Source organism: Nocardia sp. NBC_01377 (assembly GCF_045040005.1).
Lineage (GTDB): Bacteria > Actinomycetota > Actinomycetes > Mycobacteriales > Mycobacteriaceae > Nocardia > Nocardia noduli.
The window spans coordinates 8,296,287-8,314,818 of record NZ_CP109566.1 but is presented as its reverse complement, the minus strand read 5'-3'; the positions used below and the strand labels follow the sequence as shown (position 1 = coordinate 8,314,818).

The 18,532-nt window shown below is 67.3% G+C and carries 23 protein-coding genes; 6 read left to right on the top strand and 17 right to left on the bottom strand.

Annotation, left to right across the window (positions count from 1 at the left end; translation table 11 throughout):
- Window positions 1-524: 524 nt before the first annotated feature.
- From OG225_RS38305 to OG225_RS38240, 14 genes are all read right to left on the bottom strand, one after another.
- Window positions 525-824, bottom strand: coding sequence for a hypothetical protein (locus OG225_RS38305; protein ID WP_405179535.1), 300 nt, complete (start codon window positions 822-824; stop codon window positions 525-527).
- A 193-nt stretch (window positions 825-1,017) separates the two neighbouring features.
- The gene (locus OG225_RS38300; RefSeq protein WP_405179534.1) at window positions 1,018-3,513 is read right to left on the bottom strand and encodes an NlpC/P60 family protein; all 2,496 of its coding nucleotides are present in this window, start codon (window positions 3,511-3,513) and stop codon (window positions 1,018-1,020) included.
- Between the two features lie 275 nt (window positions 3,514-3,788).
- Window positions 3,789-4,673, bottom strand: a complete 885-nt coding sequence (locus OG225_RS38295) for a hypothetical protein (RefSeq protein WP_405179533.1) — start codon at window positions 4,671-4,673, stop codon at window positions 3,789-3,791.
- A complete protein-coding gene (locus OG225_RS38290; RefSeq protein ID WP_405179532.1) occupies window positions 4,673-5,398 on the bottom strand; it encodes a ParA family protein in 726 nt (241 codons plus the stop codon). The genes OG225_RS38295 and OG225_RS38290 overlap by 1 nt, the downstream gene beginning before the upstream one ends.
- Window positions 5,399-6,794: 1,396 nt before the next feature.
- Window positions 6,795-7,649 (bottom strand): alpha/beta fold hydrolase, encoded by an 855-nt coding sequence (locus OG225_RS38285; protein ID WP_405179531.1) that lies wholly within the window; start codon window positions 7,647-7,649, stop codon window positions 6,795-6,797.
- Between the two features lie 182 nt (window positions 7,650-7,831).
- Window positions 7,832-8,410, bottom strand: coding sequence for an alkaline shock response membrane anchor protein AmaP (locus tag OG225_RS38280; protein WP_405179530.1), 579 nt, complete (start codon window positions 8,408-8,410; stop codon window positions 7,832-7,834).
- The gene (locus OG225_RS38275; protein ID WP_405179529.1) at window positions 8,407-8,943 is read right to left on the bottom strand and encodes a DUF6286 domain-containing protein; all 537 of its coding nucleotides are present in this window, start codon (window positions 8,941-8,943) and stop codon (window positions 8,407-8,409) included. The genes OG225_RS38280 and OG225_RS38275 overlap by 4 nt, the downstream gene beginning before the upstream one ends.
- A complete protein-coding gene (locus tag OG225_RS38270; RefSeq protein ID WP_405179528.1) occupies window positions 8,940-9,260 on the bottom strand; it encodes an Asp23/Gls24 family envelope stress response protein in 321 nt (106 codons plus the stop codon). Before OG225_RS38270 ends, OG225_RS38275 begins: the two co-directional genes overlap by 4 nt.
- A complete protein-coding gene (locus tag OG225_RS38265) occupies window positions 9,257-9,445 on the bottom strand; it encodes a hypothetical protein (RefSeq protein ID WP_109525323.1) in 189 nt (62 codons plus the stop codon). Before OG225_RS38265 ends, OG225_RS38270 begins: the two co-directional genes overlap by 4 nt.
- Entirely contained in the window at window positions 9,445-9,933 is a 489-nt protein-coding gene (locus OG225_RS38260; RefSeq protein WP_216912205.1) for an Asp23/Gls24 family envelope stress response protein, read from the bottom strand. The genes OG225_RS38265 and OG225_RS38260 overlap by 1 nt, the downstream gene beginning before the upstream one ends.
- A gap of 93 nt (window positions 9,934-10,026) precedes the next feature.
- The gene (locus tag OG225_RS38255; RefSeq protein WP_405179527.1) at window positions 10,027-10,353 is read right to left on the bottom strand and encodes a hypothetical protein; all 327 of its coding nucleotides are present in this window, start codon (window positions 10,351-10,353) and stop codon (window positions 10,027-10,029) included.
- Window positions 10,350-10,727, bottom strand: a complete 378-nt coding sequence (locus OG225_RS38250; protein WP_405179526.1) for an Asp23/Gls24 family envelope stress response protein — start codon at window positions 10,725-10,727, stop codon at window positions 10,350-10,352. Before OG225_RS38250 ends, OG225_RS38255 begins: the two co-directional genes overlap by 4 nt.
- Window positions 10,724-11,308, bottom strand: coding sequence for an Asp23/Gls24 family envelope stress response protein (locus tag OG225_RS38245; protein WP_405179525.1), 585 nt, complete (start codon window positions 11,306-11,308; stop codon window positions 10,724-10,726). Before OG225_RS38245 ends, OG225_RS38250 begins: the two co-directional genes overlap by 4 nt.
- Window positions 11,305-11,871: an RNA polymerase sigma factor gene (locus OG225_RS38240; RefSeq protein ID WP_405179524.1), complete on the bottom strand. Its 567-nt coding sequence runs from the start codon at window positions 11,869-11,871 to the stop codon at window positions 11,305-11,307. Before OG225_RS38240 ends, OG225_RS38245 begins: the two co-directional genes overlap by 4 nt.
- Window positions 11,872-12,205: 334 nt before the next feature.
- Here OG225_RS38240 and OG225_RS38235 point away from each other — a divergent pair, with 334 nt between their 5' ends.
- Complete coding sequence (locus OG225_RS38235; protein ID WP_216912195.1) at window positions 12,206-12,403, top strand: hypothetical protein; 198 nt, start codon at window positions 12,206-12,208, stop codon at window positions 12,401-12,403.
- 153 nt (window positions 12,404-12,556) lie between these two features.
- Window positions 12,557-13,570 (top strand): adenylate/guanylate cyclase domain-containing protein, encoded by a 1,014-nt coding sequence (locus OG225_RS38230; protein ID WP_216912194.1) that lies wholly within the window; start codon window positions 12,557-12,559, stop codon window positions 13,568-13,570.
- On the opposite strand, the gene OG225_RS38225 is transcribed toward OG225_RS38230, so the two are convergent.
- On the bottom strand, window positions 13,571-13,726 hold the full coding sequence (locus OG225_RS38225; RefSeq protein ID WP_405179523.1) for a hypothetical protein: 156 nt from the start codon (window positions 13,724-13,726) through the stop codon (window positions 13,571-13,573).
- Between the two features lie 113 nt (window positions 13,727-13,839).
- On the opposite strand from OG225_RS38225, the gene OG225_RS38220 reads away from it, so the two are divergent.
- Window positions 13,840-14,607 carry an RluA family pseudouridine synthase gene (locus tag OG225_RS38220; RefSeq protein ID WP_405183503.1) on the top strand — a complete coding sequence of 256 codons (768 nt, stop codon included), beginning with the start codon at window positions 13,840-13,842 and terminating at the stop codon, window positions 14,605-14,607.
- Window positions 14,608-14,615: 8 nt separating this feature from the next.
- Here the strand turns inward: OG225_RS38220 and OG225_RS38215 are convergent, their stop codons facing one another.
- Entirely contained in the window at window positions 14,616-15,227 is a 612-nt protein-coding gene (locus tag OG225_RS38215; protein WP_405179522.1) for a TIGR03086 family metal-binding protein, read from the bottom strand.
- A gap of 89 nt (window positions 15,228-15,316) precedes the next feature.
- On the opposite strand from OG225_RS38215, the gene OG225_RS38210 reads away from it, so the two are divergent.
- Both OG225_RS38210 and OG225_RS38205 read left to right on the top strand, forming a co-directional pair.
- The gene (locus OG225_RS38210) at window positions 15,317-15,757 is read left to right on the top strand and encodes a MarR family winged helix-turn-helix transcriptional regulator (RefSeq protein WP_405179521.1); all 441 of its coding nucleotides are present in this window, start codon (window positions 15,317-15,319) and stop codon (window positions 15,755-15,757) included.
- A 163-nt stretch (window positions 15,758-15,920) separates the two neighbouring features.
- Window positions 15,921-16,700, top strand: a complete 780-nt coding sequence (locus OG225_RS38205) for a metallophosphoesterase (RefSeq protein ID WP_216912190.1) — start codon at window positions 15,921-15,923, stop codon at window positions 16,698-16,700.
- A gap of 6 nt (window positions 16,701-16,706) precedes the next feature.
- On the opposite strand, the gene OG225_RS38200 is transcribed toward OG225_RS38205, so the two are convergent.
- Window positions 16,707-17,768 carry an AraC family transcriptional regulator gene (locus tag OG225_RS38200; protein ID WP_405179520.1) on the bottom strand — a complete coding sequence of 354 codons (1,062 nt, stop codon included), beginning with the start codon at window positions 17,766-17,768 and terminating at the stop codon, window positions 16,707-16,709.
- Between the two features lie 9 nt (window positions 17,769-17,777).
- On the opposite strand from OG225_RS38200, the gene OG225_RS38195 reads away from it, so the two are divergent.
- On the top strand, window positions 17,778-18,521 hold the full coding sequence (locus tag OG225_RS38195) for a flavin-containing monooxygenase (protein WP_405179519.1): 744 nt from the start codon (window positions 17,778-17,780) through the stop codon (window positions 18,519-18,521).
- Window positions 18,522-18,532: the final 11 nt, after the last annotated feature.

Genomic DNA, 18,532 nt, shown 5'->3' with positions numbered 1-18,532 from the left:
CCCGGCAGATCCACACCCGACCGGGTTCGTCAGCGGTGAATGACTACCGGCGCACTTGTCGACGCCGCGACGGCGAAGCGGACACCATTCTGTCGCGATTTCTCATCGAGTGATTCGACGAAATCGGCGTGCGGTTCCTCCGGACGCTCACCTTCGACTCCCATCGGATACGTGCGCTTCGCACGCATATATGCGGCAGGAAATAGCCGAGAAGTTCGCTGGCAAATGACGCGCCGCGGAAGATGGCGCATGAACGTGGCCGGTAGCGCGATTATTCGTGCTGACGTATCGATCCAGCTGGTTCATAGGACACCGGAATCGGGCACTTCCCCACAGCTACATACGAGTTGAGGATTTCGCCCCAACAGGGTGGTGTACCGATGACGCGAGATCTCCGACCAGAGTTCGAATCTATCGGTAACCACCCCGATGGCTCGACCGGATCGGTCGAAGACTCGTGCCGATAGAGCTGAGGAGGCCGTCGATGTGGACGGCCAGGTGGGGCGGGTTGACGGCAAGCTGATTCATCGGGCGACCTCGGCCGGGAAGGCGAGGCCGATACGGCGGACCGTCAGGAGAATCGACGGCTCCGCATGGATGAGCAGTTCGGCGCGGAGGTTCGGCGCATCGATTCCTCTCAGGGGGCGTGAAAAGACCACTGCCACTGACGTTATGAGGTCGACCGGGCGGAAAGTAGACGCGGGAACAAGTGCCAATGGAACTGGGGCCAGCGTCAGGAAAACAGCTCGGTGTCGACTCGCCGACCGCAGCTCGGTGTCACGCCAGGCGATACGCCAGATCCGGTTGCATTTCACAATCAGCATTCGGGCTGAAGCGAGCCCGACATAGAGGGTCACCAAGGGGTTGCCGAAATGAGATAGGCCCGGTCCGCTGGAGCGCGGGCCGGGCCTATCGGGTCGAGCGACTGAACACGGTGCGGAAAGAACGATCTTCGCGTCGACCGGACGACCGTTCGAATCGAGCTACGATACAGCGTTTTTCACGGAATACTGCCGCTCAGTAGCGGCGGGCCCCGGCGAACGGCATGGAATCTACCGGTGATTCGGTGACGCCGACGCCGTAGGTGGAGGCGTGGATGACCATGCCGTTACCGGCGTAGAGGGCGGAGTGGTCGCCTCCGTAGTAGGAGACCAGATCGCCGGGCTGAAGGTCGTCGCGCGAGACTGGGGTGCCCGCGGCGAGTTGGTCGTAGCTGGTACGCGGGGTGTCGACGCCTGCTTCCGCGTAGGACCACTTCACCAGACCGGAGCAGTCGAAGGTGTCGGGGCCGGTTCCGCCCATGCCGTAGTTGGTGCCGAGCTTGCCGCGCGCGGCCTCGACGGCGATTTCGCCGGAGGTCTTCCGGGGTGCGGCGAACGGGGTTGGCACCATGGGGCGGGCGCCGAGAAGGTCCGCCACGGGCGGCAGTCGGTAACCGAGAAGTTCGGTGGGGATCGTGAATTCGAGCGTGTCGGCGAACGGCAGACCGGACAGCGCTTCGGCGAACGGGGTGCCGCGCAGCGCTTCGGCGAAGGGCAGGCGGGGCAACTGCTCGGCGAGGGTCGCGGCCGCGACCGAATGCGCGCCGGCGTCGGCAGGTGGCGCGAGTTGCTCGAACCCGAACGTCGCCGACATGTCGTCGGCGGGACCGGCCGACGGGTACTCCGCGATCCCGGGACGGGTATCGGTGTTCATCGAGATCGCGGGGCCGCCGAACCAGGGTGCGGCGCCGAACCCGATTCGGGTCGCGACGAGTTCGGCGAGGGGGGCGATCCCGGGGAGAGTGGCGATATCGATTCCTGCCACCGTCGGGAACGGCGCGGCATCTGTGTCGGCGGCATCGATCCGGGCGACGGCGGGGACGACGGCCGTGCGGGCGTCACCGAGGTCGGAGCAGGATGCGCCGGAAAGCGCGCGGGTGCGAGAAGGCACGATGCTCGTCGTCCCGACGGCGGGAACCGAAGTGGGGCGAGCCGCGCCGCTGTCGAACCGGGCGATGGCGGGTGCGCCGGTCACCGTTGCGTCGAGAAGCCGGACGGCGGTGGAGGCACCCGTGTCCACGGCATCGAATCGGGCCATGGCGGGCGCTGTGGTCTCGCTGCCGAAGCGGAATTCCGCGAGCACACCGGGCACGGCATCACCGGCATCGCGTCGGGGCAGCGTCGCCATTCCGACCGACTTGTCGGCCGGGGCGTCGGCGAGGCCGGGGAGGCTGGTCATGTCGAATCCGGCGAACGGGGAGAACCGACCCGGGCCCGGAGCGGGGGTCGCACCGATTCCGATCTCGCTGACCATCGGGAACCTGTCGGCGCTGGGCAGCGTGCCGAGTGCGGTGCGGGCGAGACCGGCGAATTCGGCGACTCCGGGGAGCGTGCCGATTCCGGCCGTGGTGGCCGGATGGAACTCGCGGGCTCCCGCCATGACGGTGATGTCGGATCCGCCGTCGGCGATACGCGCCGGGCGCACCGGGGTGTTCGTTCGCGCGAAGGGCGGGAAATCGGAGGCGCCGGGCAGTGTGCCCAACTCGATGACATCTCCGGGGAGTGCGGTGCCCGGATAGGCGTCGAATTCGAGACGGGGGCCGGAGGCCGGAGCCGACTTCTTCGGGGCGGGGGTGAACAGTTCGCCGCCGGGGACGTCCACGCCGGGGAATTCGAACGACAGGAACTGTTCGAGTTCGGGCAGCAGTTCTGCGAGCGCTCCGGAGAGGTCCGGTGTGGACGGCTCGGTTCCGAGCGTGCCCTGTCCGGTGCCCGGCCGAGTGTCCGTGCCGGATTCACCGTCGTTCCCGGACTGAGCGCCCGTGCCGGGCTTCGTATTCGACTGGGTGCCCGCACCGGTACTCGACTCGGTGCCGGAAGAGGTCCCCGCCTCGGTGCTCGACTCGGTGCCGCCGGTACTCGGCCGCGAACCCTGCTCGGTTCCGGAGGGAGTACCTGCACCGAACTCGGCGCCCGGCTCGATCCCGAACGTTCCGGCGCCCGGCTGGGTTCCGGACGAAGTACCCGGCTGCGTATTCGATTCGACGCCGGACTGCGTGCCGGAAGTACCGGCCCCCTGCTGAATACCCGTGCCGGACTGCGTACCCGGATCGGTCTCGGAGGACGTACCCGCGCCGGTTCCGGAAGGAGCACCGGCGCTCGGAGCCGACGGGGTGTCCTCACCCGACCGGTCGCCGGGCTCGATGTCATTGCCCGCGAGAGGTGCGCGGCGGGCGACCGCGGGCTGCACGCCGAACTCGATATCAGCGATAATCGGCGTATTCGAACGAATATCGCGCGGTGGAATTTCCATTGTTCCAGGAGCTGTTTTGAAATGAGGAGCCTCGATCGCTGGCACGGAAATCTGTTCCGGAATTTCGAAGGTGCCGACTCCCGGGATGGTCACCGCCTTGGCCGCCGCCGGGGCGGCGGTCAGCAGCAGTACCCCCAGGGCGGCGGCTGCGGCGCCGACCACCAGCATGATCGCGCGGCACAGCCAGCGAGAATATCGGACGTCTTCGGGTGCTGCCATGATTCGGTCCTCCGATGCTCACATCGTCGGCCTATGGCGACTTGCGTTCTTCGCCACGGCCTTCGAATTGATTCGAAAAACATCACGGTGATCTGATCCCGGTCCCAGCGGATCCGAGCGTTCATCTTTCGGCTGGATCACGGTCAGGTCAAAGACATTCGTATGGTAATTAGATAACAAACAAATAAAGAATTCGCGGATGATATTCGAATTAAATTTCCGAACAAAATGCCCCGCAGCGCGTCGAGCGCTACGGGGCATTGTGCGGAACAGGTTCAGGCGGTGATCTGCTCCTCGATCTGTTCGGCGAGCGAACGCAGCCGCGCGGCGAATTCACGCGCCGCGACCGGATCTTCGCCCGACCCCTTGACCACCCGTCGGCCCAGCGCGGCCAGCCTGGATTCCACGGTGGAGAACAGATCTATCGCGGGGCCGTCGTTATCGGACCCCAATTCACCGCGCAGCCAGGCCTGCACGCGCTGGCGCACCTCGACTTCGCCGCAATGCCGCGGCAGGATCGCCACGGCCTCGCGTAATTTGCCCGCGGTGACCTTGACCTCGGGATCGTCGGCCAACGTCGTATATACCGCGACGGCGGCGTCCTCGCCGTGTTCGGCGGCGACCGTCAGCAATTCGCGCACCTGTCCCTCGTTGATCGCGGGCGCGACCGGGTGCAGCCGCGCGGCCAACGGCCACGCGCGAATAAGTTTGTGCGCGTAGGACCGCTGCATATCCCAGCGCTGTTCGACGTATTCGTCGAAAGTCGTGTGCTCGCTGCGATACAAACGCCCGTCGCGCACGATCTGCAACGCCCGACCTGCCGCCCAGAACGCGATACGCAGGCTGTCGATGGAGGATTCGCACGCGGACAGCTGCTGCTGTTCACGATCGCTGAGCGGGCCGTCACCGGGGGCTTCCGGTAGCGGCATGGTCAGCGCGGTGGACGGTTCCACCGTGGTTTTCGGTAACTCCACCGGTATTTCGACGGCGGGCACCACGATTTCCACCGGTTCCGCCCCGATATTCGACGGCTCCGACTGTTCGGCCCGCCGCCACTGGGCGTCACGCAACGGCGACACCGGCGGCGTGTGTTCGGCACTGTCCGCCAGCGGATTAGCCGAACCACCGCCTATCGAGCCCTTTCTCCGCTGCGGAGGCATCAGGCGAACACCTCCACGACGGCCCGGTAAGGACTCACCAATTCGTCGCCGACCTGCCGATATTCGGCCAGATCCTCGATCGGGTTCTCGGCGCCGTCACCGACTTCCCCATCGGCTGCTTCCCGGTACCACTTCCACGCACTCAGGTAGGAGACGAACACCTCGTAGCCCGCGTCCTCCAGATTTCCGCGCTGCGTGCGGTATTCGGTCGATACGTTGACCCCTTTCTTCATCGTCACCGGCACCTTCGTCATCAGGACGCGGACCCGGATCTCGCGCCCACTGCCCGCCGCGGCCTCCTCGGCCGCGCGATAGGTACTCGGCACGCGCTTCACCTCCGAAGGGCTGACGCTGGTCAGCAGGATCAATTCGTCGCTCACCGGAATCGCGGCCTTGAAGATCTCGGCCGACTCACCGCCCGCGTCGACGATGATGACGTCGTAGGCCTCGGCATTGTCGGCGATGCAGTCCCCCACATGCCGCGAGGGGAAGGCGACGAGGTCGAAGGGCACCTGGACATCACCTCTGGTGAGACGTCGATACCAGGAGTAGCCGGTCTGGCTGAGCGGGTCCGCGTCGATCACCAGCACGCGCCGTTGGTGGACGCGCGCGAAATAGGAGGCCAGGAAGAAGGCCGAGGTGGTCTTGCCGACACCGCCTTTGAGATTCCCCAGCGTGATCACGAGGGGGGCGGGCAGATCGAGTGGCGCAACAGAATTCGTCATGAACAGTCCTCCGAGTGTGAGGAGTGCGCTGGAACTGTGGCGGAAATCAGTCTGGCACGGACATCACTCACATTCGCCGATTCGCTGACGCCACGCCGATACAGCGGCGCGCCGCAGGGCGTGAGACACGCCAGGTGGAGATGCGAGGGCCGATCGCGTGTCGGTTTGCGTGGTCACTCCGTGTGCCCACCGCGCGACAGTCGCAAGTGCGCGCACCTGCACCGAGGCACGGTCCTTGTGGACCGCGACCCGGCATCGGGATCGACGCAGGTGCGGATCGACAAGCGCGCCCGATTCCGACGCATCTCGATACCCGTGTCCCCCATGCAGCACCGCAGGCGCACCGGGCGGGTCGTGCCGATTTACCGATGAGCCACTGCGAGCGGCGACGTCGCCGCTACCGGTGCGCACGTCGTTTCGAGTCGAGCTCACCGTGACGGGCATCAGCGCACGGCGACTCGTGATGCGAGCTGTCGCCGCGCGAAGGGCAACCGATCATGGTGGACACCCGTTCATGTGGACTGCCGATCGCGGCGGACGGCCGATCGAGTTCGGTCGGCCAGAACATCGGCAGCAGGGGCTAGGCACATCGATTCACCAAGACCACCGAATGTAGTCCGCAGGACAGATTCCCGACGAGATCGGTGGCGGGACAGACGGCCGCGTGCGCTCGAGGTGCCGATGGCGCGTGCGTTCGGGGCACTGGCGACCGCGCCTGTCCGACAGTGCGTCGCCGACTGTGCAACCACCTCCACTGCGGCCGCCAGTTCTACTTTCTGCGACCACCTGTCGCCGCTGCGGCTACTACCGGAACTTTCGCCATCGCTGTCGTGCAACCTGCGATCACGGTTCGCGTGATCACCACCGCCATCAGCGTCGCCCGAGAGGGACGCGATTGGCCGTCACTCGGTCCGGCGAATGTCGCGGCGACGACCGCTGGACAGTCTCGGGGAAAGCGACGGCCGGTGAAATGTCCGTCTCGATGGCCTCGCCATCTCCGAGGCCCGCCGCACCCGCCCTTCATTGCCACGGGCGGAGTGTGTCCAATTGGACACAATCGCGCAGTGGTCCCTCGTGGGTCAACGATCCGATTGCCCGCAACTGATCGGCGCCCAATGCCTTCGTGGGGGATAGATAGAGCGCGGTGGCGCGCGGGTCTTGCAGGAGTACAGGCACTCCTGCTGCACGCGAAACATAGCCGACTACAGACGACATCGACCCACAGTAAGAGAAACGTCAAATTTCCATACCGCCCGCCCAGGCGGCGCAGATCGCACGTAGCACTACCTGAATCGAAAGTCACTGTGCCACAACAGTTTATCGGCACCATGTGGACAATGACCTGACCAGATGGGGTGCACGGTGGTCGCGACATGCGTGCAGGAAGGCCGCAGAATCACTGAATCGAGGATTCCGAACCCAGCTCGAGACCTGCCGCGAGGATGCGCGCAATATCGTGCGGTCGCTCGATATTCGGCGAATGCCCAGCTCCGGGCACTATTTCCACCTCCGCGCCTGCGGCGGTGTAGCGGGCGACGGTTCGGGCAGGGTCGTACATCTGGTCCCGATCGCCGTGGATGACCAGGCAGGGTTTTCCCAGCGCACGCACCTGGGCGTCGAGCGGGTCGGCGGCCAGGCGGGTCTGCCTGTCGGTGAGGACGGCGCGATACATGGCCGGGCTCATCGCGCGATGGTCGCGGATCGGGCGGTCGGGGTCGTCGAAGGCATTGTCGATCGGGAATCCGGGCGCGAAACCGGTGCGCAGTCCGAGGCGGACGGCGGCGGGCGGGCTCAGTCGGTGCAGCAGTGCGCCGAGCACCGGCAGCGTCATGATCACGCCGCCGCGCGGCAGCTTCGCGTAGCTGTAGTCGGGCGCCTGGCCGATGATCGCGGCGGCGCGCACGCGATCGGATCGGCGTGCCAGCGCGAGTGCCACGTCCGCACCGTAGGAATGGCCGACCGCGAGCACACCGCGCGCGTCGAGCGAGTCGAGCACCGACGCCAGCGCGCGTGACTGCGATTCGGGATCGAGTCCGGTATCCCCGCCCGTCCGGCCGTGACCGCGCAGATCGGCGCGGATCACGCGGTACTCCGCGCTCAGTAGACGGGTCAGGTCGTCGAACCAGTGGAGTGAACCGGCGAAACCGTGAATGAGCAGGACCGTGGGGGCGTCGGCCCTGCCGTCGACGCGCACATGCACCGCGCCGCCGTCCGCGGGGATCATGGTGTCGGTCGGTGCGGGCAGGGTCACCGGCTGTTCCCTGGAAAAGCGCTCATCGGCCAATAGTGCCCGCGACGAGCCGACGCGATGCGACCGGGTGCGCGGGTCCGCCGCTGTCCACGACGCCACGATCCGGTGTCACCCGAGGCCCGGACGAGCATGCCTGCCACCGGCACCGTGCGTGACCACCTACCGGGCATACGCGACCGCGCTCACTGCACGCGCGCGACCCGGTGATCCCGCGCGACGAATCGCAATTCCATGGTGACGGTGACGACTTCCACTTCCAGCGCCGCGCGCAATCGCGCCACCGCGTGGTCGAGAATTCGGTGGCGCAGTGCCGTGATGTCGGCGGAGGGTTCGGCGGTGACGACGAGATGTAGTTCGGGGGCGGTGCGGGTGCCGCTGAGCCAGGCCGAGGCCGAGTCGACGCCGTCGTAGGTCTCGATATCGGTGGCGACCGGCGCGGCGGCGATCGTGGATTCGAGAATTGTCGCGCCCGCGTATTCGGTGCCCTTGGTCTCCCATATCCGCGCCCTCGGCATGCGGGACACCTGGGCGAGCAGCCAGCGCAGGCACAGCAGACCGAGAACCACCGCGCCCGCGAGTACCGTCCAGAATACCCAGGTGGGGGGTGCGGCGCTGCCGGGAACGAGGGTGGAATCGGCGTCGACCCCGGGCAGGTGACCGTAGTGGGCGACCAGGAGCGCTACACCCCCGCCGAGCAGTAACGCCCCGACCGTACCGAGCAGGGTCCGGTTGAGGGCCGCGGGCCGGTTGATCCCGCTCATTCGAGCTCTGTCGTCTTCGACGGGCGCAGCCGGGCTCGTACCCGCCGCACCGGTGGCCCGATTTCCTGGACGCGCCTGGTCAGGGTGGCGCAGACTTCTTCGGCGATGCCTTCGGTATTGCGACGCCGCGACTCGCCGAAGACCGTGATCATATTGCCGCGCAGTTGGATTCGCGGTTTATCGATCCCCTTCACGGTCCCCGCCGTGGCGCGCAGCGCCGTTCGCAGACCCGCGCGCGATACTCCGGCACTCATCTTTTCGGAATCCGAAATCGGCAGCACTACAAGTCTTCCCGGCCACAGCGCTGCGGCGACGAGGACGACGCCGAGCACCACGGCGACCACGCCGACGATCAATACCGGCAGGTCGTTCCACCGGGTTTCGTACAACTCGGTGGCGACGGTGTCGTAGGACAGGTACTCGTTCGCACCCATCAGCCGTTGCACCGACGACACCGCCACCGCCACGCAGAGCGCGAGCAGCAGTACCGCGACGAGGATCGCGGGCACCGCGCGCCTGGACCGACGAATCACCGGATCCCCCTTACCGCAATATCTTTCGTCGACAGTTCAGCGACGGCGATGTCGACGGCCGTGACCGTGAGTCCGGTCAGTTCCGAGGTCCGGCGAAACAGGTGTTCGCGGCACGCCTCGACGACCCGGGTGATCGGCAGCGGGTAGCGGATCGGTAGGCGCACGTCCAAGAGTGTTGTGTCACCGTGTATCTCGGCATCGATATCGACGGCTCCCGCGACCCCGGGGACCTCGCGGGCCGCCTCGGCTGCGATACGCCGGACGGCTCGGCGCGAGACCGTGGTCCGGCCGGGTGATTCGGCGGCGGCAGCGGTCATCGCCTACCCCGGCGTTGAGCGGAGCGGACGATCGCGCCGATATCGAGATCGCCGTCGAGCCAACGTCCGACGGCGAGGCCGACCAGGCCGAACAGCGCGACGATGGTGAACGCGCCGAAACCGCCGAAGGCCGCGGCGAATCCGAGCGCGAGTCCGACCGCGAGGCACAGCGTCGTCGCGTTCACTACTGCACCCGGGTGGTGCGCACGGGTTCCTCGTCGTCGTCGCCGGGGATGTAGACGTCGTTGACATTGATATTGACCTCGACGACGGACAGCCCGGTCATCTGCTCGATCGCGTTGATGACGTTGCGGCGGACCGCGCGCGCCAATTCCGCGATGGAGACGCCGTATTCGACGACGATCTCCAGGTCGACCGCCGTCTGCGTCGCGCCGACCTCGACCGAGACGCCCTGCCCGATACTGGCGGACGCCCCGGGAATCCGGTCGCGGATCATCCCGAACGCGCGCGTCGCGCCCGCGCCGAGATCGTGCACGCCGCGCACCTCGCGCGCGGCGAGTCCGGCGACTTTCTGCACCACGATATCGGCGATGGATGTGGTGCCCTGCTCGCTCGACAGGGCGCCGTCCGGGCGGGCCGCGCCGGACGACGTGGGCGACTGCTGTTCGGCGGCGGCCCGGTCGGCAGGCTTGTCGGTGGTGGTCGCGTTCATGATTCCTCCTGGTCGACATTCGGAAACAACGGTCGATCGGGTCGCTGGAACGACATCGGCCGCACCCGATCGTGACGGCCGGTGCGCGGCGCGCTAGGTGACCCCCTCGTCGGATTCGAAAGCGGCGGAATCGAGTTCGGTCACCACCACGCACAACCGGGCGTGCGCCCAGCCGGTGCCGACCAGTGCGGTGCGCAGCGCGTCGGCGGTCTTGTCCAGTAGCGGCGGCAGTGGCAGCGCGGCGGCGACCACCCGCACCTCGATCCGATCGGGGCACAGGTCGACGGCACCGCCCCTGGCATCCCACGGCCACCAGCGCGGGACGTCGACGCCCAGTGGCGTGGCCAGGCGGACACCGGTCGTCGTGTCGACGGCGGTGATGACGGCCTCGACCGCGGCGGCGGAATCGGCGGCGCTCACACCGTCTCCGGTTCGACATCGTGCACCGACACCGATACCTCGGCCACCGTCACCCCGGTCTGCTCGCACACCACCCGTGAGACCTCCTGTTGCACCGCGTATCCGACGGCGGCCACCTGCCGATCCGCGGAGAGCACCAGATTCACCCGGACACGGACCGCACCGTCCTCGTCCCGCCGGACCAGCACCCCTTCGATCGGGGCCGGATCGGCACCCGTCCAGCGCTGTTTACCCACCCGGACCAGCGTCGACACCAATCCGCGTATTCCGGGTTCGAGTCGGACGACACCGGGTGTGGCGAGCGCGGCGCGGGCCGATATCGCGGCCAGAACCGGTGGTTCGATCACGATCTCGCAGTGCGAACCGCCGTTCATCGCCTGTCGCCCCCCTCGTCGACGATGTCGGCGACCACCAGATCCAACCGCTCGAGGACCAGGCCGACCCTGGCGCTCAGCGCGGCGGCGACCCTGGCCCTGACCAGGGGCAGCGCCGCGCCGACGGTCGTGTGACCGATCCGGATCACGACCGACATCCGCACCTCGACGCGGTGGATGTCGTCGGTGGCGACGCCGCGCACCAGGCAGTGCCTCGCTACGACGCCCGGCACGGTGTCGGCGGCGTAGCGCAGGATCGCGGCCACGGCCTGCTCGCTCACCTCGACGCGGCCCGGCGCGCGGGTGGGCAGTTCCAGGGCCCGGCCGCGGTGCGCGTCCGCGCGGACCGCGGACATGATGCGTCCGAACAGATCGGGTGGCGCCTGCTCCGGTTCGCAGATCAGTTCCGCCGTCGCCGCGCGCAACGCGCGCAGGCTCTCGCGGGCGGCCGAGCAATGCGGGCACCCGGTCTCGTGTTCGTCGCCGAATCCGGCGTCGACGGCGTCGAGTCGGTCCCAGACCCGTTCGAGTTCGCGACCGCAGGGCAGCCGGTAGTCCTGTTCCTCGCTGGTGCTGTTCATCGCCACGGTTTCATCGCCTCGGACAGCTGGGCCCGTGCCCGTGCGATACGCCCGCGCACCGCGGTGGTTTTCGCGCCCACGATATCTCCGATCTCCTCGTAGGAAAGTCCGTCCAGTTCGCGCAGCAGCCAGCAGGCGCGTTGTTCGGGGGTCAGCGTGCCGAGCGCCGCGTTCAATGCCACCAGTTGGCCGCTCACCTGCGCGGCCTGCTCGGGTTGGATATCGGCGCGCGGGGACGCGGTGTCGTCGGGATCCAGGTCGACGCGCGGGCGGCGGGCCCTGATCACGTTGAGGCACCGATTCGTCGTCATGCGATACACCCAGGCGATGAAGGCGTCGTCGGCCGCGAGTTGCGGAAGCCGCCGCCAGGCGTCGAGGAATACCTCCTGCACGGTGTCCTCGGCATCGGCGCGGTCGGCGAGCATCTTGATCGCGAGGCGGAACATCCGCGATTGATAGCGGAGCACTAGCTGTTCGTAGGATCGCACGTCACCGTCGCGGGCCCTGCTCACCAGGGTCGCCACATCGGGTGCGGTGTCGGGAACCGCTTCGGTCGTGGTCACAGCACCTCCTCCACCGCTCACTGCGTAGACACCGCGGACGGGGAATCGTCACGACCATTATCGCGTGATGTGTGTCTCAATGGTTGCCGCGTGACGAATCGGATGCGCGGGTGTCTCTACGACGGTGTCTCGAAAAGGTGTCGCTTTCGCATCGACGAACGACGACGATGGGGAATCGATCGGATCCGGCTACTTGTCGGTGGGGCGCGATATACCTGTGCAAGACCGAAAGCTTCTGGCGCACAGAATGTTCAGTCCATGCGCCGGTCCGGAAATGACAGTGGAACCGGCTATCACGGTTTCGTAACGACAGCGTCTGGGTAATCAGCGAGGTATGACAGTGACGGAAGAGCGACCAACCCGAATCGCCGGTGTGGAAGCGGGGACCGCCGTCCTGGCCGCGATCACCTGTATTGCCTTCACCATCGCCATCGCGGTGCTCACCCAGTCGGCCGTTGTCACGGTCCTGGCCGGGTCGAGTATCGCCCTCGGCCTGATCGTGGCCCTGATGATTCTGCCGAGTGCGGAATAGACCGATCCCGGCGGACCCCGCCGACCGATAACCCTCGACGACAACATCATTCGCGACCGGGTGACACCCTCCGGCGGCATCCCCGGTGTGAGGTTGCCCAAGTCCCCCGCACATCGCCGCCGCCGGGTGGGCGCGGAACGTAATGTACGAACCATGGTGGCGCCCGAAATCTCCGAACTCGTGCAGTCTGTCGTCGAGTCCTATCTACTCGACGGCGAACGGCGGTACAACCGCGCGGAGGTGGCCGGACGCTCGGGCGTGTCGGAGCAGGTGTCGCGCAAGCTCTGGACGGCGCTCGGTTTCCCGGTCAATCCGGACGACGCCGTCGACTACACCGACGCCGACGTTTCCGCCGTCCGCAATTTCCGCGGCATGAACGTGGTCGCCGACTCCGGATTGCGCCAGCAGGCCGCTGCCGCGCGCACCCTCGGCCAAGGTATGGCGCGGCTCGCCGAATGGCAGTCGGACCTGGTGCTGGCCGAGATCACCAGCCGAGTCCAGGCGGCGACCGCCGACGGCGCGGTGACCGATCCACAGGAACTGGCGAAGATCGCGCGAACGGCCACCGAGGAAACGGTCTCGGTGCTGGAGGAATTGCAGACCTACGCGTGGCGGCGTCACCTCGCCGCGGCGCTGGCCCGCTCGATCGACGGCGGCACCGCCGAGGATTCCACCAGGGAACTCGCGGTCGGATTCGCCGATATGGTCGGCTACACCCGCCTGACCAGGCATCTGCATCCGGACGAATTGTCCATGCTGCTGGAAGCCTTCGAATCGACCACGACGGCCGCGATCACCGAGAACGGCGGCTGGGTCATCAAGAATGTCGGCGACGAGGTGATGTTCGCGGCGGAGACGGCCGCGGCGGGCGCGCGTATCGCGCTGGCGATCCAGGAGTCGACCATGATGGTCGGCGGCACCCCGGAGCTACGGGTCGCCCTCGCCTACGGGCCGGTATTGCAGCGTTTCGGCGATCTGTACGGCTCGGTGGTCAATATGGCCTCCCGGCTCACCGGTGTCGCGCGACCGGGCACCATCCTGATCGATGACGGTGCGGCGGCCGCGCTCGACGGCGATCCGGAATTCGATCTCAGAAATCTGCGCAGCGTCCGCGTCCGCGGTTTCAACCGCTTGCGGCCACATCTACTGCGACCGAAGGACGCCTGATCACACCGGCTTTTTCCGCGGCATGACACTCGGTGTGGGCCGAGTGCCCTTACCGCTGCCGACCGATCCTCCCGCTTTGGAGCCGGCCTTGTCCGACGTCGACGGGCGTGACGCGCCGCCCTGGTTCTCCCCCGCTTCGGTGCCGTGTGCGCTCACTGGTTTCTCCTACTCGCTGCCGAGACGCGGTCTCGGAAATTCGGAAGAGCGGGCAAGCCCCAGAATATGACGGACTCGGCACGAAAGCCCCGATTAGGCTCCTGCGGGTGCAGATGAACTGGCCACAGTTACGTGATCGCTACCTGATCGCCGCCGACGACGCGGTGATCGCGCTGAACAAACCGGCGGGAATCTCGGTGACCGGGGAGCGGCACGACACCGATATCGTCGAACTCGCCGAGGCGGCGGGGCAGACGCTCTACCCGGTGCATCGCATCGACAAGGTGACATCGGGTCTGGTGCTGCTGGCCTCCGACCTGGCCGCGCACGGCGAGTTGACCCGCCAGTTCAACAAGCAGACCGCCCGCAAGGCCTACCTCGCGGTGGTGGACGACCCGGAACTTCCGGATCGGGGGGTGATCGATCTGCCGCTGAGCGTGGGGCGCAAGAACCGGGTGCGGATCGCCGCGCCGCGTGAGGCGATACACGAATCCGGTTCCGGCCGTTGGTATGTCGACGAGGACGACCTGCTGGACACCAAGCGGTACCCGTCGGTCACCCATTTCGCGACGGTGGCGCGCGCCGAGGGGCGGGCGCTGCTGGCCCTGCGTCCGATCACCGGGAGACGGCACCAGATCCGGGTGCATCTGGCGTGGATCGGTCATCCGATCGTCGGCGATCCGCTGTTCGACCGATCCGGCGCGCATCCGCGTGCGCACCTGCATTCCTGGCGTCTCGGACTGTCGGCCTCGTGGCGGACACCGCCCGAACTCGATCTGGAGGCGACGCCCGAACCGGATTTCTGGAGGCCCGTGGCGGTGGCCGCGTCCGCTCCGGTCGAGCTGCTGGACCGGGCCACCGCGCTGCTCCGCGACGACTGACCGCGCCTTCAGTCGCGCCAGTCCGGTGCGCGACCGAGCATGGCCACGATCTCGTCGAGTGTCGCCGTGTCGTGCCACGGCACCGCCGGCCCGAATGCCGACCCCGGCGCGGTCCTGATCGATCCGCCCGGCACCGCGGCCGCCACCGGGCGCGCCGCCGCGAGCACGGCGGCGTCGAAATCCACCGATATTCCGAGCGTCCTGGCGACATCCCAGGAGTGCACGACGTAGTCGATGAAATGGAATCCGACGGCCTGCGCGCCGGGAAACAGGTGCGTCGGGCTGAATTCCGGTAGCGGGAACTCGCGTTCCAGCACACCGGGTTCGGCGAACGCGGCGAGGACGTCTTCGGCGCTCGCGCGGTAGTCGGCGGCCGGATCGTCGCCGAGTGGGCGCGTCTTCCACCGTTCGGCCTTGCCGATCCCGCGCGACGCAGCGGCGAAGCCGTGGTGCTGGGCGATCATGTGCGCGAGCAGGCCGTGCAGTGTCCAGTCGGCGCACGGGGTCGGTTTGCGCAGGTCGGCGCGGGTGACATGGTCGACGATGCGGATGCTCGTTCGGACCACCGCCGCGTGATGGGCGAGCAGGTCGGAGACTGGGACGAGGGAGTCGGCGGTCATCGGTTTCCCTTCGATAGGCGCTGGTTTATCATATGCATATGCACATCATATGACTACGCCTACGATAGGCCAACCGCTATTTTCTTGATATGCCCGATGTCCGCCGCCCCGACCTCGCCGCGATGATCGCCCCGTTGGGGCGTGCCCTGATGAACGCGGAACTGCCGATACTGCGACGGCACGGGCTGACGATGTGGGGCTACGCGGTCCTGCTCGGCCTCGACGCGGAACCGGTCTATACACAGGCGGCGCTGGCCAAGGCGATCGGCGCGGACAAGACGCGCGTCATCGGCGTGCTCGATGAACTCCAGCGGAGCGAACTCATCGTGCGCCGACCCGATCCCGCCGACCGCCGGGTCAACCTGATCTCGATAACCGAGGCCGGGCGCACCCTGCGCGACCGGGCACAACGCGAGATCCAGGCTCGGGAGGAAGCACTGCTGACCACACTCCCCGAGGCGGACCGCGCCGTGTTCGTGCGGGCCTTGCAGACCCTTTACAACAAGACTCTCGCCGAGCGTGTCGAATGACATTCATATGATACGGATCACTGATCAACAACACGGTCGTCCGCCGTGGCGAGCCTCATGGCGACGCGTAACGCCCAGGTCATTTAGCCTGGATAGGTGCCTCGAAGGTGACGTGGGCACACTCTGACGCAATGGAGCGATCCCCCAGAGAAAGCGAACGCCGATGATCCTGGTGGCTCAGGTCAGCGATACCCACTTCGATCTCGGTGCCCGCAATACCGCACGGGTGGAACGCGTGATGAGCTTTCTCACCGGTCTACGCCGCCGCCCCGACGCGATCCTGGTCACCGGAGACGTCACCGATTCCGGCAAAGCCGAGCAGTACACCGACGCGCGCGCGGCGCTGCGGACCGACATCCCCGTCTACGCCGTCCCCGGCAACCACGACGACCGCGCCAATTTCCGGAGCGTATTACTCGGTCAGCCCGCGTCCGACGAACCGCTCAACCAGGCGCACCGGGTCGGCGAATCCACCGTCGTACTCCTGGATTCCAGCGTTCCCGGTCAAGCCGCGGGGCGGCTGTCCGACGACACTCTCGACTGGCTGCGCGCCACTCTCGACGCCGCGCCCGACGCTCCGGTCCTGCTCGGTCTGCACCATCCGCCCGCGCACCTGTTCAGCCCGGTGGTCGACGAGATCTCCCTGCTCGAGCCGGGCGCGCTCGCCGAGGTGGTCGCGGGCGACGACCGGATCGTCGGCGTCATCACCGGCCACGCGCATTCCCCCGCGGCGACCACCTTCGCGGGACGCCCCCTGCTCATCGGGCCGAGTACCGCCTCGATCCTCGGCGGTGAATGGGAGCTGGAACTGCCGCACCGCGTGATGGACTACGCCCCCGATCCCGCCATCGCGCTGCATATCATCGACGAAAAGCGCCGACTGACAACGCATTTCCGCACGGTGCCGATGGGCGGGCGAGTCGCGGTACAGCCGTCGCACTAGGTTCGGTCAGCGCCGCGAGGCGCGGGCGCGCCGATAGGCGGCGGGGGTGGCCCCGGTCCACCGCTTGAACGCGTAGATGAACGTCGACGATTCGGCGTATCCGAGCCGGATCGCCACATCACTGACCGAAAGCGGTGTGGCGGTGAGCATTTCCTCGGCGAGGGCGCGCCGCACCTCGTCGAGCAGCGCTCGGTAACTGGTGCCCGCCGCGTCGAGGTGACGCCGCAGCGTTCTGGTGCTCATATTGAGATCGCTTGCCACGGAGTCGATTCCGGCCGGAGCCGCGAACCCGTCGGCGTCGCCGGGGACCAGCAGTTTGCGCACCTCGGCGGCGATTCCGGTGCGCGCCCGTCTGCGATCGACCAGATCCCGGCATTGCGCCAGGCACATCGCCCAGGTGTGCTCGTTCGCCTGCGGCAGCGGCTGATCCAGGATCGCCGGGTCGATCGCGAAAAGGTTGTGCGTCATGCCGAATCGCGGCGTGATCCCGGTGACCTCGGCGATACGGTCGGCGTGGGCAGGCTCGTCGAAGGCGAATTCGGCCCGCGTCAGCGGCAACGGCCGACCGAGCAGATCGCTCATCACCTGGTTCATCGCGGTCACGTCGCGTTCCACCAGAAGTCGACGCACATCGGCCGGGACCGATTCGTCGTGCACCCACGCGACGAATTCACCATCGGACCATTCGGCCACCGGCAGACAGAACGTGAAACTCAGGTCGAGATAGCGCAACGCGAACGCGATCGCCTCGCTCAAGGTCGGGCTGCTGACACAGGCGAAGCCGAAGATACCGAAGGTGGTGATGCGGTAGCGGCGGCCGATCTCGACGCCGAGCGCGGGACGTCGCTCGGCGAGTTCACCGACCAGGTTGCGAATGACCGCGAGTTCGGTGGTGGCGTCGATCTGACCGTCCGGGTCGTGCAGCATCGGCTCGATCAGACCGGTACCGGCCAGCATCCGCGCGGCGGGCACCCCGTATTCGCCCGCGTAGCCGACCATCAGCGCCACGCTGGCGATCCCGCGCGGAAAGTCCCAATCACGGATTCCCGGATCCACCACCCGCCTCACCCGGCCATTATGGCCGAAATTCTCGATCGGCCCGTCGCCGGTACCCGATCTGGGCCATCCGTGCTGGTCATCGGCGCGGGATTCGGCGGGATCGGCGCGGCGATCGAACTCCGACGCGGCGGTTTCCGCGACGTCACCGTGCTGGAACGCGCCGACGACCTCGGCGGCGTGTGGCGTGAGAACACCTATCCGGGCGCCGCGTGCGACGTTCCGTCGCCGCTGTACTCCTATTCCTACGAACCGAAGCCGGACTGGCCGCAGCGGTACTCGGGGCGCGCCGCCATCCACGAGTACCTGACCGGTGTCGCGCGCGGGCACGGGCTTTTCGACGCCATCGAATTCGGCGTCGAGGTGACCGGTGCGGTATTCGACGAACACAGCGGTCGCTGGCAGGTGCGCACCGCCGACGGGACGACCCGATTCGCCGACGTCCTGATTCCGGCCGTCGGCCAACTGTCCCGTCCCGCGCTGCCCGCCATCGCCGGAATCGACACCTTCGCCGGCCCCGCCTTCCATTCCGCGCGCTGGGACCACGACGTCGACCTGACCGGTAAGCGGGTGGCCTGTATCGGCACCGGAGCCAGCGCGATCCAGTTCGTACCCGAAATCCAGCCGGTGGTCGACCGGCTGACCGTGTTCCAGCGCACCCCGCCCTGGGTCATCCCGAAATTCGACACCGACTACTCCCCCGTGCAGCACCGGATCTTCGCGCGGGTGCCGGGGATGCTGTCGCTCGAACGTCTCGGGTGGTGACGGCAGGAACG

Coding starts and splice junctions, on each gene's coding strand:
- OG225_RS38305 (WP_405179535.1), bottom strand. CDS start 824: ATGCTGATTGTGAAATGCAACCGGATCTGGCGTATCGCCTGGCGTGAC.
- OG225_RS38300 (WP_405179534.1), bottom strand. CDS start 3,513: ATGGCAGCACCCGAAGACGTCCGATATTCTCGCTGGCTGTGCCGCGCG.
- OG225_RS38295 (WP_405179533.1), bottom strand. CDS start 4,673: ATGCCTCCGCAGCGGAGAAAGGGCTCGATAGGCGGTGGTTCGGCTAAT.
- OG225_RS38290 (WP_405179532.1), bottom strand. CDS start 5,398: ATGACGAATTCTGTTGCGCCACTCGATCTGCCCGCCCCCCTCGTGATC.
- OG225_RS38280 (WP_405179530.1), bottom strand. CDS start 8,410: ATGAGCGGGATCAACCGGCCCGCGGCCCTCAACCGGACCCTGCTCGGT.
- OG225_RS38270 (WP_405179528.1), bottom strand. CDS start 9,260: ATGACCGCTGCCGCCGCCGAATCACCCGGCCGGACCACGGTCTCGCGC.
- OG225_RS38260 (WP_216912205.1), bottom strand. CDS start 9,933: ATGAACGCGACCACCACCGACAAGCCTGCCGACCGGGCCGCCGCCGAA.
- OG225_RS38250 (WP_405179526.1), bottom strand. CDS start 10,727: ATGAACGGCGGTTCGCACTGCGAGATCGTGATCGAACCACCGGTTCTG.
- OG225_RS38245 (WP_405179525.1), bottom strand. CDS start 11,308: ATGAACAGCACCAGCGAGGAACAGGACTACCGGCTGCCCTGCGGTCGC.
- OG225_RS38235 (WP_216912195.1), top strand. CDS start 12,206: ATGACAGTGACGGAAGAGCGACCAACCCGAATCGCCGGTGTGGAAGCG.
- OG225_RS38230 (WP_216912194.1), top strand. CDS start 12,557: ATGGTGGCGCCCGAAATCTCCGAACTCGTGCAGTCTGTCGTCGAGTCC.
- OG225_RS38220 (WP_405183503.1), top strand. CDS start 13,840: ATGAACTGGCCACAGTTACGTGATCGCTACCTGATCGCCGCCGACGAC.
- OG225_RS38215 (WP_405179522.1), bottom strand. CDS start 15,227: ATGACCGCCGACTCCCTCGTCCCAGTCTCCGACCTGCTCGCCCATCAC.
- OG225_RS38210 (WP_405179521.1), top strand. CDS start 15,317: ATGCCCGATGTCCGCCGCCCCGACCTCGCCGCGATGATCGCCCCGTTG.
- OG225_RS38205 (WP_216912190.1), top strand. CDS start 15,921: ATGATCCTGGTGGCTCAGGTCAGCGATACCCACTTCGATCTCGGTGCC.
- OG225_RS38195 (WP_405179519.1), top strand. CDS start 17,778: ATGGCCGAAATTCTCGATCGGCCCGTCGCCGGTACCCGATCTGGGCCA.